This is a genomic window from Thioclava sp. SK-1 (assembly GCF_001705665.1).
Classification (GTDB): Bacteria; Pseudomonadota; Alphaproteobacteria; order Rhodobacterales; family Rhodobacteraceae; genus Thioclava.
Map to the genome: position 1 here is coordinate 83,484 of NZ_MDHA01000022.1, position 25,930 is coordinate 109,413.

The following is a 25,930-nucleotide window of genomic DNA, read 5'->3' on the forward strand; positions in this document are numbered from 1 at the left end:
ACCTGACATAGATCACTTCGGGGGCGGCACGGCTGCCCCCGCCTTTCCCCTTTTGTTAAAAAGAGGCTGACATGGGCAATCTTGCTGCCGATGCCAGCGCCGCACATCCTGTGCTTGCGCTTGACGGTATCACCAAGACATTTCCTGGCGTCAAAGCGCTGGACAGCGTGCGATTGCACCTGTTTCCCGGTGAAGTGACCGCGCTGATCGGTGAAAACGGTGCCGGAAAATCCACAGTCGTCAAGACATTGACCGGAATTTATCAACCCGATAGCGGGCAGATCCTGATGGACGGTCAGCCCGTTCAATTTCCCACAGCGCAATCGGCCGCAGATGCCGGTGTCACGGCAATTCACCAGGAAACCGTATTATTTGAAGAGCTGTCGGTCGCAGAAAACATTTATATCGGCCATGCCCCGCGTGGGGCGTTCAAGATGATTGACCGCCGAAAAATGCGCGATGATGCGGCGCGGATTCTTACGTCGATCGGGGCAAAGATTGATCCAATGGTGCGGTTAAAGGATCTTGGCATCGCGTCGCGCCATCTGGTCGCCATCGCACGGGCACTATCAATTGACGCCCGCGTGGTGATCATGGACGAGCCCACCGCAGCGCTCAGCCAGAAAGAAATCGAAGAACTGTATGAGCTGGTCGACCATTTGAAGGCACAGGGCAAAGCGATCTTGTTCATCAGTCATAAATTCGATGAGATTTTCCGAATTGCAGATCGTTGGACCGTGTTCCGTGATGGTCAGTTCATCGGTGAAGGCCTGATGTCCGAGGTTGATGAAAGCGATCTGGTGCGCCGCATGGTTGGGCGTTCGGTCGATCAGATTTACCCTAAACGCGCCGCCGTGATCGGAAATGAGGTCCTGAAGGTCGTTGGCTATTCCCACGCGACAGAGTTTGAAGACATCAACTTCACCCTGAACCGCGGAGAGATTTTGGGCTTTTACGGTCTTGTCGGCGCAGGGCGGTCGGAATTCATGCAATCATTGATCGGCATCACACGCCCGACCAAAGGCGTGACCCGGGTCGGCGGCGATATCTGTGTGATCCGCTCGCCAGCCGATGCGGTGGATGCAGGTATTGTGTATGTGCCTGAAGATCGCGGCAAACAGGGCGCGATTTTGGATATGCCGATTTTTCAAAACGTGACGCTGCCGTCGCTTGGTCGGACCTCCAAAAACGGCTTTACCCGTATGGCCGAAGAGTTCGCGCTGGCGCGCACCTATACTCAGCGTTTGGATCTGCGTGCCGCATCGCTGGATACGCCCGTCGGCAGCCTATCGGGCGGCAACCAACAAAAAGTAGTCATTGCGAAATGGCTGGCCACCAAACCGCGCGTGATCATTTTGGACGAACCCACGAAGGGGATCGACATCGGGTCAAAGGCGGCCGTGCATGACTTCATGTCAGAGCTGGCCGCACAGGGTCTGTCGGTGATCATGGTCAGCTCTGAAATCCCCGAGATCATGGGCATGTCCGACCGGGTGATTGTGATGCGGGAAGGGCGGATCGCGGCCGAACTGTCAGGCGATGCGCTGTCCCCAGAGACGCTTGTGCGCCATGCCGCCGGGATCACCGCAAAAGGAGAAGCCGCATGAACGTGCTAAAATCCAGAGAGACGATTTTATTCGCCGCGATACTTGCGCTTTTAATGCTGATCGCAACCCGGTTTCCGGGGTTTGTAGCACCAACCAACCTATTGAATGTCTGGGCCGACACATCGCCTTTGATGATCTTGGCGCTGGGTCAGATGGTGGTGATTTTGACCCGCTGTATTGACCTGTCTGTGGCCGCCAATCTGGCGCTGACGGGAATGGTTTGCGCGATGATCAATGTCGCCATGCCCGGCCTGCCGGTGATTGTGATCGTCGGGGCCGCCCTGATCATGGGGGCCGCATTAGGTGCCGTGAACGGGCTGCTTGTATGGAAATTGTCGATCCCGCCGATCGTTGTCACCTTGGGAACGATGACGATTTTCCGCGGCATCATCTTTTTGATCTCAGACGGGCAATGGATAAATGCGCATGAAATGAGCGCGTCTTTCACCGCTTTGCCGCGCATTCAGGTTTTGGGCCTGCCCTTGCTGGGCTGGACGGCGGTTCTGGTCGCGCTGATCATGGGCATCATGATGTCGCGCACGGCCCCAGGACGCGCGTTCTTCGCCGTCGGAGGCAATCCACATGCGGCTGTCTATACCGGGATTGACGTGGGCCGGACACAGTTTTGGGCCTTTGTCATCTCGGGCATGTTGGCTGGGTTGGCGGGATATTTGTGGATCGCGCGCTATGCCGTGGCCTATGTCGACATAGCGGGCGGGTTTGAACTGGACGTAGTGGCCGCCTGTGTGATCGGGGGGATTTCCATAGCGGGCGGTGTTGGCACCGTGGTTGGAACGATACTGGGCGCGCTGTTTCTGGGCCTGATCAAAAACGCACTGCCTGTGGTTGATATCTCGCCATTCTGGCAATTGGCGATTTCTGGAGCGGCGATCATCATGGCGGTGACGTTCAATTCGCGCACAGGTCGGACCAAAGGCCGTATCATTCTTAAATCGGCGGAGATCGCACAATGACCATAACGACCACCGACCCCGACTATTCCCCCAAAACGGCGACCACCACAGCAGGGCGGCGAATTCCCGATCGCCTGACCCCACCGATGGTGCGCGCGATCAAAAGCTGGGAAAGCCTGCTTCTGCTGGTGGCGGTAGGGATTTTTATCCTCAATAGCTTTGCCTCGCCGTATTTCCTGGATGCGTGGAACCTGTCGGATGCCACGTTTAACTTTACGGAAAAGGCCATGATCGCCTTTGCGATGGCGCTATTGATCATCGCCGGAGAAATCGACCTGTCTGTCGCCGCGATCATCGCACTGGCGTCAACAGCGATGGGGCTAATGATGCAGGCGGGATTTGACACGCCGATGATTGTGGCCACCGGTCTGATGACCGGATTGATCTGCGGGGCGTTCAACGGCGTGCTTGTCACACGGCTTGGCCTGCCGTCGATCGTGGTGACCATCGGCACCATGAGCCTGTTTCGCGGCATCAGCTATATCGTTCTGGGGGATGGCGCGTTCCGGGGTTATCCTGAAAGCTTCAGCTGGTTTGGACAGGGCTATGTGTTTTGGGTGATTTCCACTGAACTGGCAATTTTCGCAATCCTCGCTGTGATTTACGGTGTCGTGCTACACAAAACCAATTTTGGCCGCGCAGTTTATGCGGTGGGCAATAATGCGACGGCCGCAATGTTTTCGGGCATCCGGGTCGCGCGGGTCAAAATGATATTGTTTTTGCTGACCGGGCTGATGTCTGGTCTGGCGGCGGTCTGCCTGACCTCCCGGTTAGGGTCCACGCGCCCGTCCATTGCCACCGGTTTTGAACTGGAGGTGGTGACGATGGTCGTGTTGGGCGGGATCAATATCCTTGGCGGCTCTGGCTCTATCCCCGGTGTGGTGATCGCAGCCTTCGTGATGGGGCTGGTAACATTTGGTCTGGGATTGCTGAACGTGCCCGGCATCGTGATGTCCATCGTGATTGGCGCCTTGTTAATCGGTGTAATCGCCCTGCCCCGTTTGTGGCAAAAATTCCGGAGGGGCTGATGCAGCACCATGTTTTCAAGATGATGCTCAATCCCGGCTGCGTGCGGGAATATAAGCGCCGCCATGACGCCATCTGGCCTGAACTGAGCGCGCTTCTGCGCGATGCGGGCGTGCGCGATTATGCCATCCATTATGATCCCGACACGCATGCGCTGATCGGCACGCTGTGGCGCCCCGAGGGGCACAGCATGGACGACCTGCCCAACCATCCGGTGATGCAAAAATGGTGGGCCTATATGGCCGATATCATGGACACTCATCCCGACAATCGCCCAAAGGAGACGCCGCTGATCCCGGTGTTTCATATGCCATGAGCCGCCATATCGCCGTTATCGATGTCGGCAAGACCAATGCAAAATTGGCGCTGGTAGATGCCGCCACCCTGACAGAAATCGCAGTTGTCACACGCCCGAACACGGTGTTGACCGGACCGCCCTATCCGCATTTTGACCTTCGGGGGCATTGGGCGTTTTTCCTGACCCATCTGTCAAGCTTTCACGCAAAATATGAAATTGATGCGATTTCCATTACAACCCATGGCGCGGCGGCGGTTTTACTGGACCTCGACGGTCAATTGGCCGCGCCAATGTTGGATTATGAATATAACGGCCCCGATGCGATGCAGGCAGAGTATAACGCGCTGCGCCCGGATTTTGCAGCCACAGGATCGCCCCGGCTTGGCGCGGGGTTGAACCTTGGGGCGCAGCTGCATTGGCTGTTTGCAACCCAAAACGGGCTGACAGATCGCTGCGCCCATATCCTGACCTATCCACAATATTGGGGCTATTTGCTGACCGGGGCGATGGCAACCGATGTGACCTCGCTTGGCTGCCATACGGATCTTTGGACCCCACAACGCAGCGCGTTTTCGACGCTGGTCGATCAGCTGGGGCTGGCCGGAAAAATTGCCCCCGCACGGCATTCTTCTGACGTGCTTGGCACCATTTCAAGCGATATCGCGGCGCGCACAGGTCTGCGCCGTGACACGCAAGTGCATTGCGGGATCCATGATTCCAATGCTTCGCTTTACCCCTATCTGCGCAGCCATCCCAGCCCGTTCTCTATTGTCTCAACCGGGACTTGGGTGGTGGCAATGGCGATTGGTGGCGCACCTGTCACTTTGGACCCGGCGCGCGATACGCTGATCAATGTTAACGCGCTTGGTGCCCCGGTCCCATCGGCGCGGTTCATGGGCGGCCGCGCCTATGAGCTGATCCGAGGCACCTGCACCGCCACCCCCACACGGGCCGATCGCGATGCGGTTTTGGCCGGGATCGCGCTGTATCCCAGTGTGGCAATGGACAGCGGGCCATTCCAGAACCAGCCACATCAATGGAGCAAAACACCCCAAAACGATGGGCAGAAAATGCTGGCCCTGTCATGGTATCTGGCGATGATGACCGATCACTGCCTGTCATTGATCGGTGCACAAGGCCCGACTGTGATCGAAGGGCCCTTTGCCAAGAACGATGATTTCATCCAAATGCTTGCCGCGCTGCGCCCCGCAGGCGTGGAAGTGGCCGCCTCCGCCACCGGTACAAGCGTGGGCGCGGCCCTGTTGGCCAGCCCGGATGCACCATTGCCAAAAACACGAAAGATCGCGCCCAAAGATATTGCCTGTTTGCGCCGCTACAGCGCAGATTGGGCGCAGATCGTGACCACAAGGGAGGACACACAATGCGCCTGAACGATTGCCATAACGTGCAAGATTTCCGTAAGCTGGCGAAGCGGCGCTTGCCGGGCCCGATCTTCAATTATATCGACGGCGGTGCCGATGATGAAATCACGCTGCGCCGCAATACCGACAGCTTTGCGCGCTGCGATCTGGTCCCAAATATCTTACGCGGTGTGGAGAAGGTCGATCTGTCGACCACGGTTATGGGCCAGGATCTTGCATTGCCCGTTTACCTGTCACCAACGGCACTGCAACGGCTGTTCCACCATCAAGGCGAACGCGCAACCGCCGCAGCCGCCGAACGCTTTGGCACAATGTTTGGCGTGTCGTCGCTGGGCACCGTATCGATGGAAGAGCTGGCGCGCAAACACAGCACGCCGCAGGTCTATCAATTCTATTTTCACAAGGATCGCGGGCTGAACACGGCAATGATGGCCGCCGCAAAAACAAGCGGGATCAAGGTAATGATGCTGACCGTGGACAGTATCACCGGCGGCAATCGTGAACGCGATCTGCGCACCGGATTTTCCATTCCGTTCCGGCTGAATGCCGCAGGGCTGGCACAGTTCGCGATGAAACCTGCATGGGGTTTAAACTATCTGCGGCATGAAAAATTTTCCTTGCCGCAGCTGGATGCGCATATTGATATGAAAGGCGACAGTCTGACCATCGGCCGCTATTTTACCGAAATGCTGGACCCGTCGATGAATTGGGACGATGTGGCCCAGATGGTGGCCGAATGGGGCGGGCCGTTCTGCCTGAAAGGTGTCATGAGCGTCGAAGACGCCATTCGCGCGGCGGATATCGGCTGTGCTGGCATTGTCTTGTCAAATCACGGTGGACGGCAATTGGATGGGTCGCGCAGCGGGTTCGACCAGCTTGATGAAATCGTGCAGGCCGTGGGTGACCGGCTGGATGTGATGATTGACGGCGGTATTCAACGCGGCACCCATGTGCTCAAGGCGCTGGCGCTGGGGGCAAAGGCGGTCGGCCTGGGCCGGGCTTATCTGTTTCCACTGGCCGCAGCAGGTCAGCCGGGCATTGAACGGATGTTGACCAAGATGCGCGATGAAATCACCCGCGATATGCGGATGATGGGCTGCACGCGGGTCGATCAATTGACCCGCGATATGCTGCGCTTTCGCTAGATTAACCGCCGAAGCTGCTGCGTGCCGTCCCGGCAGAACCGAATCCGCCCCGCGATGCGACGCTTGCTTTGGTCATCGGCGGCTTGCCCATCGTGGTTGGCGGCTTGGCAAACATCGAGCTGCCAAGCTTCGCACGCCCTTTATTGGTCGAATAGGTGCTGGCACCGGTGGCATTGGTGAATTTGCCATCGGGCGTGCGATATAACGGCTGTGCCGCGCTCATCCCGCGGTTGCCACCCAGCATGTTACCGATCAGATAGCCCGCCAAAAGCGGCATAAAGATACTGCCCGATCCGCCGCCCTGTGTTGCCTGTGACTCTGATCCGCAGGCTCCGGCGCCATGTTCCTCTTCGCAGACCTGCAAACTGTCATAACGGGGCGCGGATTCCACATGCAGTTGCTCTGCCTCGGCAAAGGCCGTGCGACAGGCTTCGGCGGTGAACAGCCCGCCATTGGCTGCTTCGGTTTCACAGCTTTGCAAATCTGGAAAAGCTTCTGCATCAACCTGTTCGTCGCGACATCCCGCCAAAGCAAAAGATGTGGCGCCCACGATGGCCAGTGCAACGGTTCTTGAACGTTTTCTCATGATCTCTTCCCGGTCAGTCCCGAATAAAATGCGGCTTGAACCGCGATAGGTCTTGCGTGATGCGCGATCTGTCTTCGCGGATGCCAATGCCGGCGCAGGCCTCACCCACCATCCATGCGCCGATGATAGGGCGGAACCCGTCAAATTCGGTCAATGGGGCATAGCCCTGAACGATCCGGGGATACTGCGCGTAGTCTTGATTGGTCGATGCCTCTGTCTGTGTCCCATGCTCGATAATTTTCACACCCGCACCCTCGCGCGAAAAGATGGGTTTGCTAACATGGCCTGCGGATAAGACATCGCGGGCGCGGTCAAATGCGTCTGGACCTGTGGCATGTCCCGCCATCGCCTCGGCAATATCGGCTTCAAAAAACGCGGGCAACAGATTGGGATGGCCTTCAAACATTTCCCACAGAACGGGCAACAGTCCTTTGTTAGACACAACCGCCTTCCAAGCGGGTTCCAGCATCAAACAACCCGCCCCTGCGACATTATCCCCGTAATCGTCACGCAGCAAATCTTCCCACGGATAAAGCTTGAACAAAATGCCGATCACGCGGTCCTGATCATCCAGAAATTGGCCATCTTTGCTGATGCCGATTTTCTCCAGGTCCGTGTAATGCGCACCCAGATCCGCTGCCCGTGCGGCCCATCCCAAAGCTTCAACCGTGCCGTAATCCTCGGGATTGCCTGCCGCCGCAGTGAAATGAAGATCGGTTCCAGGGTCAAACAGCGCTTTGAACCGTTCAATCAGCGCCTCATGGATCCCGTTGAACTGATCATCCCCATCACGCAGCACATCTGCTGCAAGCTGATCTTCCAGCCAGCTCCACTGAAATGATGCACTTTCATACAGCGAGGTGGGCGTATCGGCATTATATTCCAACAATTTCGCCGGACCTGTCCCATCATAGGCAAAATCGAAGCGACCATACAATTCCGGCTCGCCCCGTGACCAACTATTGGCGACAAGGTCCATATGCTGTTGAGGGATGCCGAGCTTTGTCATCAGCTGCTCATCCGTCACAATCCGCGCCACGGCTTCGCGACACATGCTGTGAAGCTCGGTCGCGGGGTCCTCCAGGTCGTCTTCAATCTCACGCAGAGTGAACTGATAGGCCGAGCTTTCATCCCAATAGGGTTCGCCATGCATATCTGCGAAGGTAAAGCCCAGCTCTTCGGCCTTGGCCCGCCAGCCTTCGCGCTCTGGCAATGTCACTTTGTGCATGGATCCCCCCGGCATCTATTCCCTGCCTATGTGGAGATCATTGACCGCAATCACAAGCCCGCGACAGGCAAAGCCCCGATCAAGACGCTTTGCGCTGCGAGATTGTCACGCCCGACGCCGCCTCAAGGTCACGCAGCGCCCAATCATCCAACCAGCTTTGCCCGCCCAATGCGGCGACCAAAGGTTCAAGCTGTGTCGCATAGCGGTGCCATTTGCCAAGCCCGCTGCGATTGATCGATGCGCGCACCTGCAGCAAGGACGCGGTGCGCACCGATCCATGCCCCTTTTCAGGTTCCATACAGCCCGGCTCAAACGACAACCCGCAATGGGTCAACAGGTCTATGACCTGTTCTTGCGGGGCTTCGACCAACCGGCGATAGGATTGCACCCGCAGCGCCGGGCCAAGCCGCTGCTTATAATTGTCCAGCGACAGGTAGACATGGCGCATCATATGGCCAATCCACCCTAGTTTACGGGTAAAGCCATGGCCGCTTTTGAAATTGGTCCGATACAGCGATAGCCCCACATCCAGCGGGTGTCGGTTCACAAAGACAAAACGTGCGTCGGGGATCAAGGCGCGGGCAAACCCCATTTCAAGACAATCCAACGGCATTTTTGACACGATCACTGAACCCGTTTCCCTAGGGCTGGCCGCGTTGGCGTCAAAAAACATCTCTCGGAACGGGGTCATATCCTCGGTCTCGATGAAATCGACCCATGCATAATAATCCAACCGCCCATAGCGCGAGCCTAAATGACTGCGGAAGGCGCGCAGCGTATCGGTCAACGCATGGCTTTCCCCGACCGAGCGCACCTCGCTGTGGCGCGACAAAATACGATCGACCAAGGTCGTGCCAGACCGCGGCAGCCCAGCAACAAAAATTACCGAAGGATGCCCCACCATCATCAATGGGAAACGCGGACAGCGCCTGATCTGTGCTGCGACCAGCTTTTCAACACGGTGCTTTTCATAGGGTTCTTTGCGTCGTGCATTCGCGCGACCAAAATGACGGAACGCCTCGCCATATTGCCCGGCATGATCATGCACAATGCCCAAGGCAGAGTGCGCATGCACCCGTTCGCGCGATGATGAGGTTTTCGACGTGGTGACACGGCGCAGGGTTTGGACATAGCGGCTGCGGGTATCAAACGGTTCAATGAAATTGCGCGCACATATCGCGGACACTGATTTCGGTGATAATTTTAGTGCCGTATCCAACGCAGAACACGCCGCCTGTTTATGGCCCGTCATCATCAGATACACACCCAGGTCATTCCAAACCTCTGGGTTGTCGGGCCATGCCTGTACCATAGACTGCATCAGACGCATCGTGGTGATATCGTCCCCGATCCCCCAATAGCAGCCCGCCATATCCTTCAGAACGGGAAACTCTGGCTCATGCATCACAAGATAGTTTTGCAACAGCGACAAGCCGGCCGCGAAATTACGGTTCCGCATCGCCCCCTGCACTTTAGGACGCAGGGCGTCATATTGGGATATGCAGCTAGTCATTCGGGGTCCCTTCTGAAACCAGTTGGGACTCACCTTAGGCGCAGAAGGGTTTCCGATAGGTAAAGCGCAGTAAGCATAAATTACAGCCCATGCGCCTTTTTAGTGCCTGAAAGAAAGGCGCTGTTTCAGCTAGGGCCTTGGCGGCACCGTATCGTCAACCTCACCTTCGTAATCATCCTCGACGCGCTTCTTTTGCCGGGCTTCTTCCTCGCGAAGCTCATGAATTTCCACGACCTCGTCCAGCTCGCTCGCCGCGGTGTCGGACAGGGGCGCATAAACCGCCCAATCTACGTCACCCTCAGGCTTGGGCAAATCGTCACGGTTCACATCACGCAGCATCGTTGCCTTGGCAATGAAATGCGCCGTGATCGGTGCTGTCAAAAACAAGAACAAAGTGATCATCAGCTCATGCAGGGACAGCTCATCTTCTTTCACGCCGAAATAGATCATCGACGCGATCAAGCAGGCTCCGACGCCCAGTGTCGCGGCCTTGGTCGGCCCATGCAGACGCGTCATCTGATCAGGCAGCTTCACCAGCGCATAAGAACCAACAAGCCCAAAGAAACCGCCAATCACCAGCAGCCCCGAAATCAGGATATCCCAGAACATCTCCATCACATCCTCACTCGATCAGATCGCCGCGCAACAGGAATTTGGCATAGGCCACGGTCGAGACAAACCCGACCATCGCATACAGGACCGATGCTTCAAAGAAGATCATGGACCCTTCAATAATCCCGAAACAGATGATCAACGCGATCGCATTGATCGTCATCGTGTCCAGCGCCAACAGGCGATCAGTCACACCCGGCGATTTCACCACCCGGTATAGGTTGAACAAGAGCGCCAGCGCATAACAGCCGGTCGCGAACATCAGCGCATAACTGATCATTCAAAGATCTCCTTCAGCCGGGCCTCATAGCGGGTCTTGATCTCGTCACGCACCTCATCGGGGTCCGGCGCGTGCAGACAGTGCACCAAAAGCGAATGGCCATCCGCTGCCAGCTCTGCCGTGACAGTTCCCGGTGTCATGGTGATCGTGCCGGCCAGAACGGTCACCGCCTCTGGCGTATGAAGGTCCAATGGCACGGTGATCCAAGCCGGTTGAAGATCTTTATTGGATTTGAACAGCACGATCTTGGCCACCGTGATATTGGACACGACAATGTCCCACAGCACGATCAAGGTGAATTCCACGATCTTCAGCGGGCGTTGAATAACTGGCCGATCGGGCCAATATGGCGCGCTGATCAGCGGTATGATCACCCCAAGGATCACGGCAAAAACCAGCGAATTCAGCGTATAGGTATTGGCCAAGAGCAACCAGACCACGATCACAAGAAAGGTCATATGGGGATGCGGCAGGAGTCGGCGTATCATCTGGGCGGTCCTCCTTAATGGCCGGAAGCATCATCACCAGCCGGGGCCACATGGGCATCATCGGCAGGGTGATCGGGTTCATCATGATGGGCGGCAGCTTCGGCGGCAGCTTCGGCGCGGGCATAGGCCCCGTCCATCACCGCCGAGATATAGACATCTGGCGTATAAAGCTGCTGTGCGACCCCTTGCATATAGCGCGTTGCGGGAGCGGCAAATACGGTCCATGCAGCCAGCGCCAACAACAATCCAACCGCTGCCACATAGGCCAACGCATCGGATGGGGCCTCAGGTGGGCGGGGCAAGGGGGCATCCCCTTCCTCGACCTGCGTGCCGTAACTTTTCCAAAATACAGTGGAGCCAGCCCGGGCAAAGCCCAAAATCGCGATCAGCGACGTAATCAGGATCGCGGCCCATATCCACCATTGGCCGCGCGTCGCGTCCATAATCATCAACTTACCCAGGAAACCTGATAGAGGCGGCATCCCTGCCATGCCAATCGCCCCGGCAAAAAACAGCGCCGCCAGCAAGCCATTTTGTCGGAACGGCGCTTCCGCAACCAACGCCAGCCCGCCTTTGCGCCGCTCGCGCACCATATCCACGATAAGAAACAGCGCGGCGGCCACCAAGGTCGAATGCACCAGATAATACAGACCGGCAGCGGTTCCGGCCGGCGTGAACTGCGCCAATGCCAGCATCATGGTCCCCACAGAGCCAATAACCGAATAGGCCACGGCCCGGCCCATATCGCGTGCGCCCAAAATCCCCACCATACCGACGATTAATGTAATGCCTGCAACCGGAATAAGAACCTCGGCGGCAAGGGTGCCCACCGGGCTGTCGGGGGTGAAGATCAGCGTATAGACGCGGATGATACCATAAACACCCACTTTGGTCATGATCGCGAACAGTGCCGCCACGACGCCGGGCGCGTTGGTATAGGTTGCCGGAAGCCAGAATTGGAATGGCACCAGCGCTGCTTTGACCGCGAAGACCAACATCAGCAACACTGCACCCACACGCAGCAGGCCGGTTTCATTGGCTGGCATCTGGGCCACTTTATCAGCCAGATCTGCCATATTCAGCGTGCCCATTGTCGCGTAGATCGTGCCCAATGCAAATAGGAACAGCGTCGATCCAGCAAGGTTATAGACCACATATTGCACGCCGGCCTTCAACCGGTCGCGCCCACCTGCATGGATCATCAAACCATAAGACGCGATCAGCAAAACCTCGAAAAACACGAACAGGTTGAATGCATCACCTGTCAAGAAGGCGCCGTTGATACCCATCATCTGGAATTGCAACAGAGAGTGGAAATGCCAGCCCCGGCGATCCCAACCTGAGCCGATCGCATATAACGTCACGGCCAAGCCCAATACCGCAGTCAACACCAGCATCAGCGCCGACAATTTGTCGAGCACGAGCACGATGCCGAAAGGCGCCTCCCAATTGCCCAAACGATAGACCTCAGGCACACCGCTTGCGGCATCCACCGCCAAGGTAATTGCAATACCCAGCATGAACACCATGGCCGCAACAGAAAAGACACGCTGCGACACGGTATCAAATCGCATCCACAGCACCATCAGCGGCGCAAAGAACGCTGGCAGCACAACAGGCGCGATGATCAGATGGTCAAAGAACCCGAGCATTACTTATCTCCCTCGCCGTCAAGGTCGATGTGATCGTCACCCGCCTCAATAAAGGCCCCCAACGAAAGCATCACCACAACAGCGGTCATCCCGAATGAAATCACGATGGCCGTCAGAACCAGGGCCTGCGGGATCGGATCCGTATATTGTGTCACACCATCGCGCAGGATCGGCGGTTGATTGACCGCCAAACGCCCTGAGGCAAACAAAAAGATATTCACCGCGTAAGACAGCATCGACATGCCCACGACCACGGGAAAGACGCGCATCCGCAAGATCATGTACACGCCCGCCGCCGTCATCACGCCGATTGCACTTGCGACCAAGGCCTCCATTAATTGTCCTCCTTGGTGTTATCGCGCTCTATCAAATTGCGGTCTTCGATGCCGCCATCGTCGCGGCGTTGCAGCCAGCGGCGCGGCAGCGGCGTCCCCTCGGGATAGTTTTCCAACACAGGTCCCGCGGCAGTGCGCGCCTCTGGCTTTTCGGCCAGAATATGCGCAGCCTTTTCATCGCCTGGTGCAGCGGCACGGCGCGCCAGACGCGACAGCCCCCCCAGCGCCAACAAGACAGAACCAACAACCCCAAGGAAAACCCCAAGGTCAAAGCCCATCGCAGTTGCCAGTTCAAATTTCTCCAGCCCGGGCAATTTGAAATAGCCAAAGGCCGATGTCAGGAACGGCATCCCATTGAACCACGCGCCAACGCCGGTCAGCCCCGCGGCCAAAACGCCCAGGCCAATCAACTGATGATAATACAGTTTTTGGCGCGCCTGCGTCCATGCAAAACCCGATGACATATATTGCATCACTAAGGCAATCGCGACCGCCAGACCGGCGATAAAGCCGCCACCGGGCAGATTGTGCCCACGCAAGAAGATAAACACGCCCACAACCAGCGCCAGCGGCATCATCACGCGCGTCGCCACCAGCAACATCAGCGGATGCTTGTCGCCCGCACGCAGCATATCAGGCCGCCATGCGATCAGCTTTTTCGACGCGGTGCCGTTTAGCAACGCCTCCGTCAACGCAAAGATTACCAAGGCAGCAATGCCCAGAACAATAACCTCGCCATAAGTGTCATAGCCACGGAAGTCGACGAGGATCACGTTGACCACATTGTCACCGCCGCCCTGATTGTAACTGTTCGCCAACTGGTAATTCGACATGGTTTCAAAGGCGAAATCACGCATCATCAAAGCATAGATCAACAGACCCGCACCCAAACCAGTGCCCACTGCGACCAGCTTGTCAAAGCGCCGCTTGAGCGAGGTGGTTTCGACCTTCGTCACTTTGGGCAGGAAATTAAGCGCCAGCAGCATCAAGACCACTGTCACCACCTCAACCGAGATCTGTGTCAGCGCCAGATCCGGCGCCGAAAGATAAATAAAGCAGATCGAAACGATCAACCCAACAATACCGATCATTACCAAGGCAAGGAAACGATTATGATGGAAGCGCACGACACACAGCGTCGCCGTCACCAGCAGGATCCAACCCACAACGGCCACCGGGGTAATCGGCAGCATTTGCCGGGTTTGCGGCCCCTGCTCTCCGCCAATCCAGCCGTAAACACCGGCCAGCACACATGTCAGGACAAAGGTCACAAGGTAGCGCGACATGGACCCGGTATGCAGACCGCGCGTGAACGCATTGGCCGCCGCGACACAGCGCGCCACGGTCCAATCAAACATCGGCTTGGCTTCGGGCCGCGGTGACTTATCCCAGATTGCGCGCAGCGGCGTAAAGAAGGCCAGCACGATGATACCACCGACCACCGCAATGCCTGACATGACCAAGGCCGCGTTAACCCCATGCCATATCGCCAAATGCACATGTTCGGCCAGCGGCGCCCCCACAACAGCGGCGGCAACGGTCTCAACAATGCCATCCATCAGGAATGGGAAGCAGCCGATCAACAGCACAAGGCAAGCCAGAAACGCAGGGCTCGCCCACATGCCAAAGCCGGGATCATGCGGTTTATGCGGATAGTCATCGCGCACCGGCCCCATAAACCCGTGCCAGATGAAGCGGAACGAATAGGTGGCTGACAGTAGCGCAGCAATCGTTGCCAGAACCGGGATAAGCCAAGTGTTACCCATCCACGCGGTATCCGCCGCCTCGTATAGCATCAGCTCTTTCGACAAGAAGCCATTGAACAACGGGATACCCGCCATTGACAATGTTGCAATTGTCGCAATCGCAAAGGTGATCGGCATCAGCTTCCGCAACCCACCCAGACGACGAAGATCGCGCGTATGGGCTTCGTGATCGACAATCCCCGCGGTCATGAACAGTGCCGCTTTGAATGTCGCGTGGTTGATGATGTGGAACACCGCCGCGACAACACCTGCCTGCGTGCCCAAGCCCAGACAAAACGTGATCAGACCCAGGTGCGACACCGTCGAAAATGCCAGCAACGCTTTCATATCATCTTTGAAGATCGCAACTTTGGCCGCGATTAACATGGTCAGCAGGCCGACCGTGGCCACGATATAAAACCACTCGGGCGTGCCTGCCAATGCCGGCCACAGCCGCGCCATCAGGAACAGACCCGCCTTCACCATTGTGGCCGAATGCAGATAGCTGGAAACCGGTGTGGGAGCCGCCATCGCATGGGGCAGCCAGAAATGGAACGGGAACTGAGCCGACTTGGTGAAAGCCCCCAGCAAAATCAGGATAAGCGCGGGCAAGTACAACGGGCTCGCCTGAATTACATCACGCGCCGCGATGATATCCGAGATCGTATAAGAGCCCGCGATATTGCCCAAAATCATCATACCCGCGATCATCGCCAAACCGCCACCCCCGGTGACAGTTAACGCCATGCGCGCGCCCTGACGCCCCTCTGGAAGGTGCTTCCAATAGCCGATCAACAGGAAGGATGACAGCGATGTCAGCTCCCAAAAAATCAGCAAAAGCAGCACGTTGTCTGACAAGACAATGCCGACCATCGCGCCTTGGAACAGCAGCAGATAGGTATAAAAATTCCCCACCGGATCGCGATTGGACAGGTAATACCTTGCGTAAAGGATGACCAGCAAACCGATCCCCAGGATCAGCGTGGCAAACATCAGCCCCAGGCCGTCAATCATGAATTCAGCATTCAGGCCAAGACTGGGCAACCAGTCAATTCGGGCCCGCACGACCTCGCCCGACAGCACTGCCGGGGCGTTTAACAACAGCCCCAGTAACGCAAGGCCAGAGGTAACACCCGCAGAGATCGCGGCATGGTTTCTGCCTGTGCGGATCAATATCGCGGGAAACAAAGCGCCTAAGAAAGGCAGGGCAGCGATCAGGGCTGGGGACATTTCACTCCGGTCCGTATCTCGATGCGGCCGATGTCCATTGCAAATGCGAGACCGTGGGCCGGTGGTCCAATGCGCCTCATCCCCCTAGGGATTTAACGCGTTCTTACCCTAACTGCGAGAGCAACCCCCGACTGTCAAGCGGAACTGAGCGCCGAATCGGGTCGCGCGTCGCGCGCGCGTTATTAAAGAAGTAACAAAAATTACGGGTCCAGCCTTCCATCGCCCAAAAAATTAGCATTTCACAATGCCGCGCTTTTCACCGATAGCGTGTTTGTGACACCAAACTTGGCCTTATGCAGATGCGAAATAAGCGATAATTCGCCTTCCATGTCGTTTTTAGGCCAAGCACCGCACGGAACCAGATTAACGTTTGAAAAGTTTGTACCAGAATTCATATGTCCCCTTGCAGAGTAATTTAACCTGTGACTATGCAACATCCAAATCACCCATCCGGCGTGAACAACAGGAAGCGACTGAGATCGCTAAAGAATTATATGTCAAACGGCACTACATCCTCCTCCTCTCGTTTGAACCGGCGGCAGCTGCTTGCAGGGCTTGGTTTCACCACGGCTCTGGGCACTGTTGTGGCCTTTCCCGCCAATGTTTTGGCGCAATCTGAACCGGCAACTGCGCCGGAATTACCCCCTGCTGCAGAGCAGAAACCTTTCAGCTTTGACCTGTTGACCCAACAGGCACAGCAATTGTCAACGCAACCTGCAGCACCCGCCCAACAGGTCGATGGATTTTTGACCAAGCTTACCTATGACGATTATCGCCTGATCCGATTTAATCCAGAGCGGGCGCGGTTTGCCGATGTGGAAAACACGCAGTTCACGCTGCAAGCGTTTCACATGGGCTGGCTGTTCCGCGAACCCGTGGTTTTGCATGAGGTCATCGACGGCCAATCCCAGGCCATGACATTTGGCACCGATGATTTCATTTATGAACGGCAGGCGCGTGACATCGTGCCAGAGCACGCCCCCCTTCCCGGTGTCGCCGGGTTCCGGCTGCATCACCCGCTCAACCGCCCCGATATTATGGACGAGCTGGTGGCATTCCAGGGCGCAAGCTACTTCCGCGCGCTTGGCCGTGGCTCTGCCTATGGCTTGTCGGCCCGTGGGCTGGCCCTGAACACTGGCCTGTCCGTCGCCGAGGAATTTCCCCGCTTCACCCAATTCTGGATTGAACGCCCGGCAGAGGCTGCGGGCCAAATTACGCTCTATGCAGCAATGGAAAGCAAATCGCTGACCGGCGCATATAAATTCATCATCACGCCCGGACAGAATACGGAAATGGTCGTCACGGCACGGTTGTTCTTCCGCGAAGACATCCCGCAGCTTGGAGTCGCGCCGCTGACGTCGATGTTCCTATATGCGGATCGCAACCGGGCAAAATTTGATGATTTCCGTCCGCAGGTCCATGACAGCGACGGATTGATGATTGAACGCGCTTCGGGTGACGTGCTGTGGCGGCCTTTGGCCAATCCTCCGCATCTTGCATCGAGCTACTTCTCAGAAACCGCACCCAAAAGCTTCGGCCTGTATCAGCGCGACCGCGATTTCGACCAGTATCAGGACGGCGCGGCACATTATGAACGCCGCCCGTCGTTGAAGGTGGAACCCATTGGTGACTGGGGCAAAGGCGTGGTGCGTCTTGTGGAAATCCCATCGGATCTGGAGGTCAATGACAACATCGTTGCCTTCTGGGTGCCAGAAGCACAGGCCAAGAAAGGCGGCACATTCGAGATCAGCTATAAGCTGAGCTGGGGGGATCTGCCCGTGGATGCCAGCGGTGATCTTGCGCATGTCCTGGAGACACGCGCAGGTGCTGGCGGCGTATCGGGTGTCGAAAGTAACGGCACACGAAAATTCGTGATCGACTTTGCAGGCGGGTTAATGTCCCGGCTGCCGGAGGCGGCTGTCGAGCAGCTTAAGCCTATAATAACAATAAATAATGGCTCAATCGCGAGCCAAAGTTTCTCAAAGATCCCTGGTCAGGACATTTGGCGCCTGGTCATGGATGTCGCGGCAGAAAATGACGCGACTGTGGAACTTTCGGCCCACATTGCAGGTTTCGGTATCAAGCAAACTGAAACCTGGGCTTATCAATGGATCAAGGCATGACCGCATATACCTCCCTTCCCGTGGTGCCATCGACCGCAATGACAGACCTGCACGTGATGGCACGTGATACGGCCGACGAGACGTTCGACCCGGCCGAACTGATTTCCGGCGCTGGCGCTTTGCCAGAGGCCCCTATGGCGATGCCTGCGCAAAAAATTGAGCAGCCGCAGGGTCGTATGCGCCGTATGTTCAGCACCCTGATTTTGCAGCCGGCACGCGCGCCGGGCCGGGGCTGACCCATGACAAATGACCGCGCCCGCCTGTGGGCGCTGCGTGGTAGCGCAGTTGCACTGAGCCTCCTTGCGGGGTTCGGTGCTTTCATTTTATTTCTGCAATTTGGGGATCAAAACGGGCTGGATGTATATGACATCACCCGTGCTGTGTTGATCCTTATTTCAACGCTGTGGCTGGCTTGGGGCGCGGTTCAGGCACTTATCGGGCTCAGCACACGCGCCACCCCCCCAGTCTATGACCCCGACGCACCAATCACGTCCCGCACGGTGGTTTTAATGCCGGTCTATAATGAAGATCCGCTTTATACATTTTCCCGGCTTGCGGCGATGGATGCCTCTGTCACAGCTGCCGCGCAGGCCTCGAATACCGAAGTTAACGTGCATTTCGCGATTTTGTCAGACACACGCAACGATCTGACAGCGCGGCGCGAAGAACAGCTGTTTGCAGATCTGGTGAAAGAGCGCAAAGGGCTGGGGCGGTTTTTCTATCGCCGCCGGGAAAATAACATCGGCAAAAAAGCCGGAAATATCGAGGATTTCATTACGCGCTCTGGGGCGGCCTATGATTTCGCGCTGATCTTGGATGCCGACAGCCTGATGGAAGGCGAGACGATCTTGCAGATGGCCCGCCGGATGGAAGCTGAGCCCCGTTTGGGTCTGCTGCAAACCCTGCCAAAAGTCGTGCGTGCCCGGTCCCATTTTGGCCGCGCAATGCAGTTTTCAGCCGCGTTTTTCTCACCTGTCTTTGCGCGTGGTCTGGCGATGATGCAGGGTCGCACAGGGCCGTTTTGGGGCCATAACGCGATGGTGCGGACCCGTGCCTTTGCCGAAAGCTGTGGCCTGCCCGCGCTGCGCGGAAAACCACCCTTTGGTGGGCATGTCATGAGCCACGACTATGTCGAAGCCGCCCTTCTGGCGCGCGCAGGCTGGATCGTGCGTCTGGACGATGATTTGCAGGGATCTTTTGAAGAAGGGCCAGAAAACATCGTTGATCACGCCAAACGCGATCGCCGCTGGTGCCAGGGTAATCTGCAACATACGCGGATCATCGGGGCACCCGGTTTGCGCCTGTGGTCGCGCTTTGTCTTCGCCCAAGGGATCATGGCCTATATTGCGCCGCTCTTTTGGCTGGGATTTATCCTGTGTTCGATCGCGGCGTCCACCTTTACCGCGCCGCCCAATTACTTTCCCGAGCCGAACTGGCCATTTCCGTATTTCCCGCCCTCAGAAGCATCGAAGGCCATCGGCTTGGCCATCGGCATCTTCGGTCTGCTTCTGGTGCCGAAACTGCTGATTGCAGGACGTGCGGCCAAAGACGGCACAGCGGATGATTTTGGCGGCCCGGCACGGGCGTTCTGGTCCACCTTGGGGGAGCTGCTGCTATCGTCGCTTAATGCCCCTGTGCTGCTGATGTTTGCCACACGCTCGGTCATTCAGGTTCTGCTGGGTGCAGATGGTGGCTGGCCCACCAACAACCGCGGCGATGGGCGTCTGACATTGGGTGACGGGCTGCGTGCGTCTTGGTGGATCACGCTGATTGGCATAGTTGGCCTTTGGGCCACATGGGTGTTCGCGCCAGGCCTATTTTTGTGGCTGCTACCTGTTGGCTTGCCAATGATCTTGGCCCCTGTCTTGATTTCCCTCACCTCTCGTGGCGCGGGCGGTCGATTGTTTGGTGTTCCATCTGAATACAGCCCAGCCCCGATCCTGCGCCTGCACGATCAGGTGCTGGCAGATTGGAGTGCGCGGCTAGATGCCCGCGCCGAGGAGAAACACAGTGCCTAGCACAATCCCTGCTCCCGGCCATGTGTCAGGGCGCGATCCACGGTTGGATGTCTTCCGTGGGTTGGCCCTGGCGATGATTTATATCAATCATGTTCCCGGCCAGATTTATGAAAATCTGACCTCGCGTAACTTCGGTCATTCCGATGCGGCGGAGGCCTTTGTGTTCATGTCGGGAACTGCTGCAGCGATGGCCTATGGGCCCAAGCTTGCAGCGGGGCTGAACCTGTCTACGGTGCAAAAAATCTGGGGCCGCAGTTGGTTGCTTTATATGATCCACATCATGCTAAGCATCTGGGCGATTGCGATTTTCTCAACCGCTGCGCTGCATTTCGGCGGCGAGGGGTTGATGAAAAAGATCGCGCTATCGCCTTTGGCTGAACAGCCGCTGGAATTCCTAATCGGGATTGCAACGCTGACCCATCAGCTTGGCTATGTGAATATCTTGCCAATGTATGCAGTGCTATTGCTCGCCACACCATTTTTGATCCGCATCGGGCAACGCACCCCGTTAGGGCTTTTGGGTGGCTCCGTCGCGGTTTGGGCACTGGTCGGGCAATTCCGGCTGAACCTGCCCAATTCGGTATTTGAAGGCGGATGGTTCTTTAACCCGCTGTCGTGGCAGCTTATTTTTACATTGGGCTTGCTGACCGGATTGGCTTTTCGCAGCCACAACCGCTTTGTGCCGATCAAACGATGGCTCGTGATGACATGTGCCGCCTGGCTGATTTTTTCCGCTGTCTGGGTCAATAGTGACATGCTGCAAAAAGGTCTGGGCCATGTGATTTGGCAGCTGCGTGAATGGGATGTGCCATTCTATCTGGTGACATTTGACAAGACTTATGTCGGGCTGCCACGGCTTAGCCATTTTCTTGCGCTGGCGTATATCCTGTCCTTGCCAGGGCTGATACCGAAATTGGCCGCGCACCCGGCATTCGCGCCGCTGCGCCTGATGGGACGACATGGGCTGCCCGTGTTTGCTGCGGGCACGGCGTTGGCGATTTTGGCGCAAGCCATCCGCTATGTCGCGCCCGGCGGCGTGGTACAGGACACAGTGCTGATTTGGGGCGGCTTGGCCGTGCTTTACGGGTTTGCCTGGCTGAGAGAGCATCTTGCAGCCCCTAAACCAAAACCGATGCCAACAACGCGTGGCACGGCACCAGGCGCCGAGCCGCAGATGCCGCTGGCCGATAAAATCCTGCCCCTGCCCCGCAAAGCCCCGGTGCGCTGATCCGCACCAGGACGATCTGCGCGATCAGGCCTTTTTGGGACTACCAATCCGGTCTTTCAGTACCTTCAGCACCGCTTGCACCTTTGCCGTGCGGTGCAAATCGACATGGGTCACCAACCACAGCGGTGATTCCCAATCGGCTTGGGGCGGCATCACCTCGACCATGCGGCTGTCCGCACGCCCTTCATAGGCAGGCACAAAGCCCAGCCCCAAGCCTTGCCGCACAGCCGCCAATTGGCTTTCATGGTCATTGGCGCGAAAAACCACCGCCTCATCCGGGACATGCGCCGCCAACCAGCGCCAAAACGGTGCCCGGCTGTCACGCTGTTCAGGGCCTACAAAGCGTTGCTCTGCCAGCGTTTCGACCGTAGGCATGCCATAGCGATCCACATAGCTGTGTCCGACATACAAACCGACCTGGTTTGAAGATAGCTGCTGCACCACGTTATCGGGCTCTGTTGGGCGGTTTCCTGCGCGAATCGCCACATGCGCCTCGCCATATTCCAACCGGAACACCCGTTGATCTGTAAGGTAACGCAGATGCAGCTTCGGATGATCCACCAACAAGCTTTCCAACGCCGGCAAAACCAAAGGCGACAATGTCGGCAAAGACGTGATGATCAGCTCTCCGGACACTTCTTCCCCTGCCCCGGCGATACGCGCTGCCAACTGGCTGAACTGATCCTCTGTCGCCTGCCCTACGGCCAACAGCTGATGGCCTGCCTCGGTCGGAGTGTAACCGCGTGGATGGCGCTGAAACAGCCGCGTTCCCAACCGCGCTTCTAACGCATCAACATGGCGAATGACTGTGGCGTGATGCACGCCCAGCACTTCGGCCGCGCCCGACACCGTGCCAACCCGCGCCACCTGATAAGCGGTTCTAATCTCATCCCAGTTTTCGAAATTCATACCTGTGCACCCGCGAACATTTTGGGTGCGATCATGACAGTTGAGTTCAAACACACAAGAGGCAAGTTTAGCAACAACTGCACAAATCAGTCCTTTTGGAGCCTGCACATGAAAATTCTTCGTATCGATAGCTCGATCAAAGGTGACGCTTCTGTCACCCGCCAGCTGACAGCAAAGATCACCGAACAGCTGGGTGGCGACGTCGTAGTGCGCGACACTACTACGATTCCGCTGATCGACGGCACATGGATCGGTGCAGCCTATACCCCGGCGGACAAACGCACCGATGAGCAAAAAGAACTGCTTGCGCTGTCCGAAGAGCTGATCGCAGAGATCAAAGATGCAGATGCCATTGTTGTCGGCATGCCGCTATATAACTTCGGTGTCACTGGCCCGCTGAAAGCCTGGATCGATATGATCTGCCGCGTGGGTGAGACATTCCAATACACCGAAGAAGGTCCCCGTGGGCTGGTATCACCCAAGCGCGTCTATGTTGCCTATGCCTCTGGCGGCGTCCCACAGGGATCGGGTTACGATCTGGCAACAGCTTATGTAACACAGGTCTTTGGCTTTATCGGCCTGACCGATCTGACATTCATCTCGGCGGAAGGTGTGGCAATGGGTGAAGCCGAAGCCATCGCAAAAGCCGAAGAACAAATCAAAGGGCTTGCAGCCTAACTTCTATTGCCGGGCCTGTGTGGTCCGGCTTCGAATCTCTTCCCAGCCTGGGTCCGTGCAGCTTGCACGGACCTTTTTTATGCGCGGAAAAGGGATCAGAAATTGACCTCAACACCGGGCAATTCCAACGCCTTGATCAGATCGCGCAGCTCTTGACGCGCCGCCACATTAGAGATGTTAAGCTTTTCAACGCCCAGATCCTTTAGATCCAGCAATGTAATGCCGCGTGGGAAAAGTTCGCGGAAAATCACGCGTTCAGAAAAGCCGGGCGCAACGCGAAAGCCGATCCGTTTGGACAATTGCTCCAATGCACCGCCGACCTTGCGTTTATTGTGCATCTGCTGCGCGCCCAGACGGTTGCGCAAGACGATCCAGTCAATCGGCTTCAGCCCGGCCTTGGCCCGCAGCTGACGGGCCGACCAGACCATTTCGGAATAGATCGACGGGCCCACCACCTTCGATGTCGCCGGATCAATCCGCGCCAAAAGATCAAAGTCAATGAAACTGTCATTCAACGGCGTGATCAGCGTATCGGCCAGTGAGTGCGCCACCTGGCTTAGCCGGGTATGCGATCCGGGGCAGTCGATCAGAATAAAATCGCAATTCGGTTCCATTTCGGCAACCGCCTTCGACAGGCGGTAATCGAATGGGTTTTCACCCTGTGGCAGCTCTGCAGGATCAATTTCCGGCAAGGTGCGATATTCCGGCGACGGCAGCGCAACACCTTCACGGGCCATGAATGCCTGGCGGTTTTCGACATAGCGGCCAAAGCTGCGCTGTCGCAGGTCCAAATCCAGACCGCCTACGCGAAACCCCATCCGCGCCAAGGCGGTGGCCACATGCATAGAGGTCGTGGATTTTCCAGAACCGCCCTTTTCATTACCAGTCACGATGATATGCGCCACGTTCGCCTCGTCCTTCTTGATCTTGTAGGGTCTCGCCTTGGCCGGACTATAGAAGCCAAGCGCGTCCGAAGGAAGAAGCCGCGTGCATTCGATCCACGCACAAGTGGCGATTCATGTCTTTTCGCAACGGTGACTGTGCGGCCATCAAACAGACCCTGCAAAGAGAAAGGGCGCACCAAATGGCACGCCCTTTGCAACACAAATGCGGTTTGGGATCAGAAACCCAGACCGGCATATTTGTTTTTGAACTTCGACACGCGGCCACCGGTATCCATGAGGCGCGAGCTGCCGCCATTCCATGCCGGGTGCGACGTTGGGTCGATGTCGAGGGTCATCGTGTCGCCCTCTGCGCCCCAGGTCGTGCGGGTCTGATATTCGGTGCCATCGGTCATTTTGACGGTGATGGTGTGGTAGTCTGGATGGATATCCGCTTTCATCGAACCGCTCCTTAGGCTTTTTTGGGTTTGTAGGTGGTGTCCTCGGCAATACGTGCCGATTTACCGCGACGCGAACGCAGGTAATACAGTTTCGCGCGGCGCACACGACCACGACGAACAACTTCGATCGAATCGATGTTGGTCGAATACAGCGGGAACACACGTTCCACACCTTCACCGAAGGAAATTTTGCGCACGGTGAACATGGCTGCGATCGTCGCGCCACCTTTGCGTGCAATGCAAACGCCTTCATACATCTGGACGCGCGAACGCGAGCCTTCGGTCACTTTATAGCCAACGCGAACGGTGTCGCCGGCCTTAAAGTCCGGAATATCTTTGCCGAGGCTGGCGATCTGTTCCGCCTCGAGTTGCGCGATCAGGTTCATCGCATATCCTTTCAATTGCTCGCGGTTTGTTCCGCGAAGATGCTATAGCGTCCTCAGAACCTCGGGTCTTCGTCGGGGATTGCACCGAAGTGTCGTGCCCGCCTAAGGGATCAGGTCGTCTGTTCCTTATACCTTTGCCAGCGTGTAACAGCGATGCGGAAGAGGCACCTACAACAATAGCCAAAGGGTCGGGGCCGATTCCGACCCAGACCCGTGCGTCATACGGGCAAACCGACTGCGGATCAAGGGGCATATTCACCCAGATCAGACCCTGCCTCCCCCCTGTGACGCGCAGCCTAACGTGGTTTCGCCCGGTGGCGTTCCCACATGTCAGGCCGGCGGTCTTGGGTGATCTGTTCCGACATTTCGCGCCGCCACGCGTCAATTTTACCGTGGTGACCAGAGGTCAGCACATCAGGGATTTGCCTGCCCTCCCATTCAGCAGGGCGGGTGTATTGCGGATGCTCTAGCAGCCCGTTTGAATGGCTTTCATCCACCGCAGATTCGGCATTGCCCAACACACCGGGCAACAGCCGCACAGTGGCATCTATCAACGCCTGCGCTGGCAATTCGCCCCCCGTCAGAACGAAATCCCCCATCGAGACTTCTTCGATGCCATAATGTTCCAAAACGCGCTCATCCACGCCTTCAAACCGACCACATAGAATGGTCATACCATCGCAACGCGCAAAGCGCTGAGCCATCGCCTGATCAAAGGGCTTGCCGCGGGGGGACATATACACCACCGGCCAATTGGACTGCGGATCGACACTGCGTGCTGCCTCTTCCAATGCTGCGCCAACCACATCTGCGCGCAGCACCATCCCCGCCCCGCCCCCTGCGGGCGTATCATCCACATTCTTATGCTTGCCCACGCCGAACATACGCAGGTCAACGGTATCAAGCGCCCAAAGCCCCTGATCGCGCGCCTTCCCTGTCAGCGACAGCCCCAGAACGCCGGGAAATGCCTCGGGAAAGAGCGTGACGATTTTTGCCTTCCACGCGCCCTTCAGCTGTGGCGGCTCATCCATCAACGAACGTGGCTGCCGCGAGGCGCCGATGCTCAGCCGACCATGCGATTTGGTGCCCATCCCACCGTGGCTTTTGCCGCCATGCGATTTTAGCGCAGGCTTATCGGTTGCGTT

General features: G+C 57.1%; 25 protein-coding genes. 11 read left to right on the plus strand and 14 right to left on the minus strand.

All coding sequences use genetic code 11. The features are described from left to right. Positions 1–71: 71 nt before the first annotated feature. Genes BFP70_RS02435 through BFP70_RS02460 form a run of 6 tightly spaced genes read left to right on the plus strand, consistent with a single transcriptional unit; the run spans position 72 to position 6,432 of the window. Complete coding sequence (locus BFP70_RS02435; protein ID WP_066009780.1) at positions 72–1,607, plus strand: sugar ABC transporter ATP-binding protein; 1,536 nt, start codon at positions 72–74, stop codon at positions 1,605–1,607. After that, positions 1,604–2,581, plus strand: coding sequence for an ABC transporter permease (locus tag BFP70_RS02440; protein ID WP_066009781.1), 978 nt, complete (start codon positions 1,604–1,606; stop codon positions 2,579–2,581). The genes BFP70_RS02435 and BFP70_RS02440 overlap by 4 nt, the downstream gene beginning before the upstream one ends. Further along, the gene (locus tag BFP70_RS02445) at positions 2,578–3,609 is read left to right on the plus strand and encodes an ABC transporter permease (protein WP_066009782.1); all 1,032 of its coding nucleotides are present in this window, start codon (positions 2,578–2,580) and stop codon (positions 3,607–3,609) included. The genes BFP70_RS02440 and BFP70_RS02445 overlap by 4 nt, the downstream gene beginning before the upstream one ends. Beyond that, positions 3,609–3,923 (plus strand): L-rhamnose mutarotase, encoded by a 315-nt coding sequence (locus BFP70_RS02450; protein ID WP_066009783.1) that lies wholly within the window; start codon positions 3,609–3,611, stop codon positions 3,921–3,923. The genes BFP70_RS02445 and BFP70_RS02450 overlap by 1 nt, the downstream gene beginning before the upstream one ends. Continuing rightward, a complete protein-coding gene (locus BFP70_RS02455; RefSeq protein WP_066009784.1) occupies positions 3,920–5,296 on the plus strand; it encodes an FGGY-family carbohydrate kinase in 1,377 nt (458 codons plus the stop codon). Before BFP70_RS02450 ends, BFP70_RS02455 begins: the two co-directional genes overlap by 4 nt. Continuing rightward, on the plus strand, positions 5,287–6,432 hold the full coding sequence (locus BFP70_RS02460; RefSeq protein WP_066009785.1) for an alpha-hydroxy acid oxidase: 1,146 nt from the start codon (positions 5,287–5,289) through the stop codon (positions 6,430–6,432). Before BFP70_RS02455 ends, BFP70_RS02460 begins: the two co-directional genes overlap by 10 nt. 1 nt (position 6,433) lies before the next feature. Here BFP70_RS02460 and BFP70_RS02465 read toward each other — a convergent pair whose 3' ends face one another. The 9 genes from BFP70_RS02465 to BFP70_RS02505 all read right to left on the minus strand — a co-directional run bounded on the left by BFP70_RS02465 (position 6,434) and on the right by BFP70_RS02505 (position 16,101). Next, complete coding sequence (locus BFP70_RS02465; RefSeq protein ID WP_066009786.1) at positions 6,434–7,018, minus strand: DUF1190 domain-containing protein; 585 nt, start codon at positions 7,016–7,018, stop codon at positions 6,434–6,436. A 13-nt stretch (positions 7,019–7,031) separates the two neighbouring features. Continuing rightward, entirely contained in the window at positions 7,032–8,246 is a 1,215-nt protein-coding gene (locus tag BFP70_RS02470; RefSeq protein ID WP_066009787.1) for a glutathionylspermidine synthase family protein, read from the minus strand. A gap of 79 nt (positions 8,247–8,325) precedes the next feature. Beyond that, a complete protein-coding gene (locus tag BFP70_RS02475) occupies positions 8,326–9,759 on the minus strand; it encodes a sulfotransferase (protein ID WP_083217314.1) in 1,434 nt (477 codons plus the stop codon). A 129-nt stretch (positions 9,760–9,888) separates the two neighbouring features. Then, the gene (locus BFP70_RS21555) at positions 9,889–10,374 is read right to left on the minus strand and encodes a Na+/H+ antiporter subunit G (RefSeq protein ID WP_066009789.1); all 486 of its coding nucleotides are present in this window, start codon (positions 10,372–10,374) and stop codon (positions 9,889–9,891) included. Positions 10,375–10,381: 7 nt separating this feature from the next. Continuing rightward, positions 10,382–10,651: a K+/H+ antiporter subunit F gene (locus BFP70_RS02485; protein WP_066009790.1), complete on the minus strand. Its 270-nt coding sequence runs from the start codon at positions 10,649–10,651 to the stop codon at positions 10,382–10,384. Further along, entirely contained in the window at positions 10,648–11,139 is a 492-nt protein-coding gene (locus tag BFP70_RS02490; protein ID WP_066009791.1) for a Na+/H+ antiporter subunit E, read from the minus strand. Before BFP70_RS02490 ends, BFP70_RS02485 begins: the two co-directional genes overlap by 4 nt. A gap of 14 nt (positions 11,140–11,153) precedes the next feature. Continuing rightward, positions 11,154–12,791, minus strand: coding sequence for a monovalent cation/H+ antiporter subunit D (locus tag BFP70_RS02495; RefSeq protein ID WP_066009792.1), 1,638 nt, complete (start codon positions 12,789–12,791; stop codon positions 11,154–11,156). Then, positions 12,791–13,126, minus strand: coding sequence for a Na+/H+ antiporter subunit C (locus tag BFP70_RS02500; RefSeq protein WP_066009793.1), 336 nt, complete (start codon positions 13,124–13,126; stop codon positions 12,791–12,793). The genes BFP70_RS02495 and BFP70_RS02500 overlap by 1 nt, the downstream gene beginning before the upstream one ends. After that, entirely contained in the window at positions 13,126–16,101 is a 2,976-nt protein-coding gene (locus tag BFP70_RS02505) for a monovalent cation/H+ antiporter subunit A (RefSeq protein ID WP_066009794.1), read from the minus strand. The genes BFP70_RS02500 and BFP70_RS02505 overlap by 1 nt, the downstream gene beginning before the upstream one ends. A gap of 494 nt (positions 16,102–16,595) precedes the next feature. Here BFP70_RS02505 and BFP70_RS02510 point away from each other — a divergent pair, with 494 nt between their 5' ends. The 4 genes from BFP70_RS02510 to BFP70_RS02525 are packed head-to-tail and all read left to right on the plus strand — an operon-like array spanning position 16,596 to position 21,470. After that, positions 16,596–18,224, plus strand: a complete 1,629-nt coding sequence (locus tag BFP70_RS02510; RefSeq protein WP_066009795.1) for a glucan biosynthesis protein — start codon at positions 16,596–16,598, stop codon at positions 18,222–18,224. Continuing rightward, entirely contained in the window at positions 18,221–18,460 is a 240-nt protein-coding gene (locus tag BFP70_RS02515; protein WP_066009796.1) for a hypothetical protein, read from the plus strand. Before BFP70_RS02510 ends, BFP70_RS02515 begins: the two co-directional genes overlap by 4 nt. Positions 18,461–18,463: 3 nt before the next feature. After that, positions 18,464–20,242, plus strand: coding sequence for a glucans biosynthesis glucosyltransferase MdoH (gene mdoH, locus BFP70_RS02520; RefSeq protein ID WP_066009797.1), 1,779 nt, complete (start codon positions 18,464–18,466; stop codon positions 20,240–20,242). Beyond that, positions 20,235–21,470, plus strand: coding sequence for an OpgC family protein (locus BFP70_RS02525; RefSeq protein ID WP_066009798.1), 1,236 nt, complete (start codon positions 20,235–20,237; stop codon positions 21,468–21,470). Before mdoH ends, BFP70_RS02525 begins: the two co-directional genes overlap by 8 nt. 24 nt (positions 21,471–21,494) lie before the next feature. Here BFP70_RS02525 and BFP70_RS02530 read toward each other — a convergent pair whose 3' ends face one another. Further along, positions 21,495–22,379: a LysR family transcriptional regulator gene (locus BFP70_RS02530; protein ID WP_066009799.1), complete on the minus strand. Its 885-nt coding sequence runs from the start codon at positions 22,377–22,379 to the stop codon at positions 21,495–21,497. A gap of 108 nt (positions 22,380–22,487) precedes the next feature. Here BFP70_RS02530 and BFP70_RS02535 point away from each other — a divergent pair, with 108 nt between their 5' ends. Further along, positions 22,488–23,057, plus strand: coding sequence for an FMN-dependent NADH-azoreductase (locus BFP70_RS02535; RefSeq protein ID WP_066009800.1), 570 nt, complete (start codon positions 22,488–22,490; stop codon positions 23,055–23,057). Positions 23,058–23,152: 95 nt separating this feature from the next. On the opposite strand, the gene BFP70_RS02540 is transcribed toward BFP70_RS02535, so the two are convergent. From BFP70_RS02540 to trmD, 4 genes are all read right to left on the minus strand, one after another. Then, positions 23,153–23,962, minus strand: coding sequence for a division plane positioning ATPase MipZ (locus BFP70_RS02540; protein WP_066009801.1), 810 nt, complete (start codon positions 23,960–23,962; stop codon positions 23,153–23,155). A 215-nt stretch (positions 23,963–24,177) separates the two neighbouring features. Beyond that, positions 24,178–24,399 carry a 50S ribosomal protein L31 gene (rpmE, locus tag BFP70_RS02545; protein WP_066009802.1) on the minus strand — a complete coding sequence of 74 codons (222 nt, stop codon included), beginning with the start codon at positions 24,397–24,399 and terminating at the stop codon, positions 24,178–24,180. 11 nt (positions 24,400–24,410) lie between these two features. Then, positions 24,411–24,785: a 50S ribosomal protein L19 gene (gene rplS, locus BFP70_RS02550; protein ID WP_066009803.1), complete on the minus strand. Its 375-nt coding sequence runs from the start codon at positions 24,783–24,785 to the stop codon at positions 24,411–24,413. Between the two features lie 296 nt (positions 24,786–25,081). Beyond that, positions 25,082–25,876, minus strand: coding sequence for a tRNA (guanosine(37)-N1)-methyltransferase TrmD (gene trmD, locus BFP70_RS02555; protein ID WP_066009828.1), 795 nt, complete (start codon positions 25,874–25,876; stop codon positions 25,082–25,084). Positions 25,877–25,930 lie beyond the last annotated feature (54 nt).

Coding starts and splice junctions, on each gene's coding strand:
- BFP70_RS02510 (WP_066009795.1), top strand. CDS start 16,596: ATGTCAAACGGCACTACATCCTCCTCCTCTCGTTTGAACCGGCGGCAG.
- BFP70_RS02490 (WP_066009791.1), bottom strand. CDS start 11,139: ATGATACGCCGACTCCTGCCGCATCCCCATATGACCTTTCTTGTGATC.
- BFP70_RS02475 (WP_083217314.1), bottom strand. CDS start 9,759: ATGACTAGCTGCATATCCCAATATGACGCCCTGCGTCCTAAAGTGCAG.
- BFP70_RS02500 (WP_066009793.1), bottom strand. CDS start 13,126: ATGGAGGCCTTGGTCGCAAGTGCAATCGGCGTGATGACGGCGGCGGGC.
- BFP70_RS21555 (WP_066009789.1), bottom strand. CDS start 10,374: ATGGAGATGTTCTGGGATATCCTGATTTCGGGGCTGCTGGTGATTGGC.
- BFP70_RS02505 (WP_066009794.1), bottom strand. CDS start 16,101: ATGTCCCCAGCCCTGATCGCTGCCCTGCCTTTCTTAGGCGCTTTGTTT.
- rpmE (WP_066009802.1), bottom strand. CDS start 24,399: ATGAAAGCGGATATCCATCCAGACTACCACACCATCACCGTCAAAATG.
- BFP70_RS02440 (WP_066009781.1), top strand. CDS start 1,604: ATGAACGTGCTAAAATCCAGAGAGACGATTTTATTCGCCGCGATACTT.
- BFP70_RS02460 (WP_066009785.1), top strand. CDS start 5,287: ATGCGCCTGAACGATTGCCATAACGTGCAAGATTTCCGTAAGCTGGCG.
- BFP70_RS02450 (WP_066009783.1), top strand. CDS start 3,609: ATGCAGCACCATGTTTTCAAGATGATGCTCAATCCCGGCTGCGTGCGG.
- mdoH (WP_066009797.1), top strand. CDS start 18,464: ATGACAAATGACCGCGCCCGCCTGTGGGCGCTGCGTGGTAGCGCAGTT.
- BFP70_RS02435 (WP_066009780.1), top strand. CDS start 72: ATGGGCAATCTTGCTGCCGATGCCAGCGCCGCACATCCTGTGCTTGCG.
- BFP70_RS02515 (WP_066009796.1), top strand. CDS start 18,221: ATGACCGCATATACCTCCCTTCCCGTGGTGCCATCGACCGCAATGACA.
- rplS (WP_066009803.1), bottom strand. CDS start 24,785: ATGAACCTGATCGCGCAACTCGAGGCGGAACAGATCGCCAGCCTCGGC.
- BFP70_RS02535 (WP_066009800.1), top strand. CDS start 22,488: ATGAAAATTCTTCGTATCGATAGCTCGATCAAAGGTGACGCTTCTGTC.
- BFP70_RS02445 (WP_066009782.1), top strand. CDS start 2,578: ATGACCATAACGACCACCGACCCCGACTATTCCCCCAAAACGGCGACC.
- BFP70_RS02455 (WP_066009784.1), top strand. CDS start 3,920: ATGAGCCGCCATATCGCCGTTATCGATGTCGGCAAGACCAATGCAAAA.
- BFP70_RS02530 (WP_066009799.1), bottom strand. CDS start 22,379: ATGAATTTCGAAAACTGGGATGAGATTAGAACCGCTTATCAGGTGGCG.
- BFP70_RS02465 (WP_066009786.1), bottom strand. CDS start 7,018: ATGAGAAAACGTTCAAGAACCGTTGCACTGGCCATCGTGGGCGCCACA.
- BFP70_RS02495 (WP_066009792.1), bottom strand. CDS start 12,791: ATGCTCGGGTTCTTTGACCATCTGATCATCGCGCCTGTTGTGCTGCCA.
- trmD (WP_066009828.1), bottom strand. CDS start 25,876: ATGGGCACCAAATCGCATGGTCGGCTGAGCATCGGCGCCTCGCGGCAG.
- BFP70_RS02470 (WP_066009787.1), bottom strand. CDS start 8,246: ATGCACAAAGTGACATTGCCAGAGCGCGAAGGCTGGCGGGCCAAGGCC.
- BFP70_RS02485 (WP_066009790.1), bottom strand. CDS start 10,651: ATGATCAGTTATGCGCTGATGTTCGCGACCGGCTGTTATGCGCTGGCG.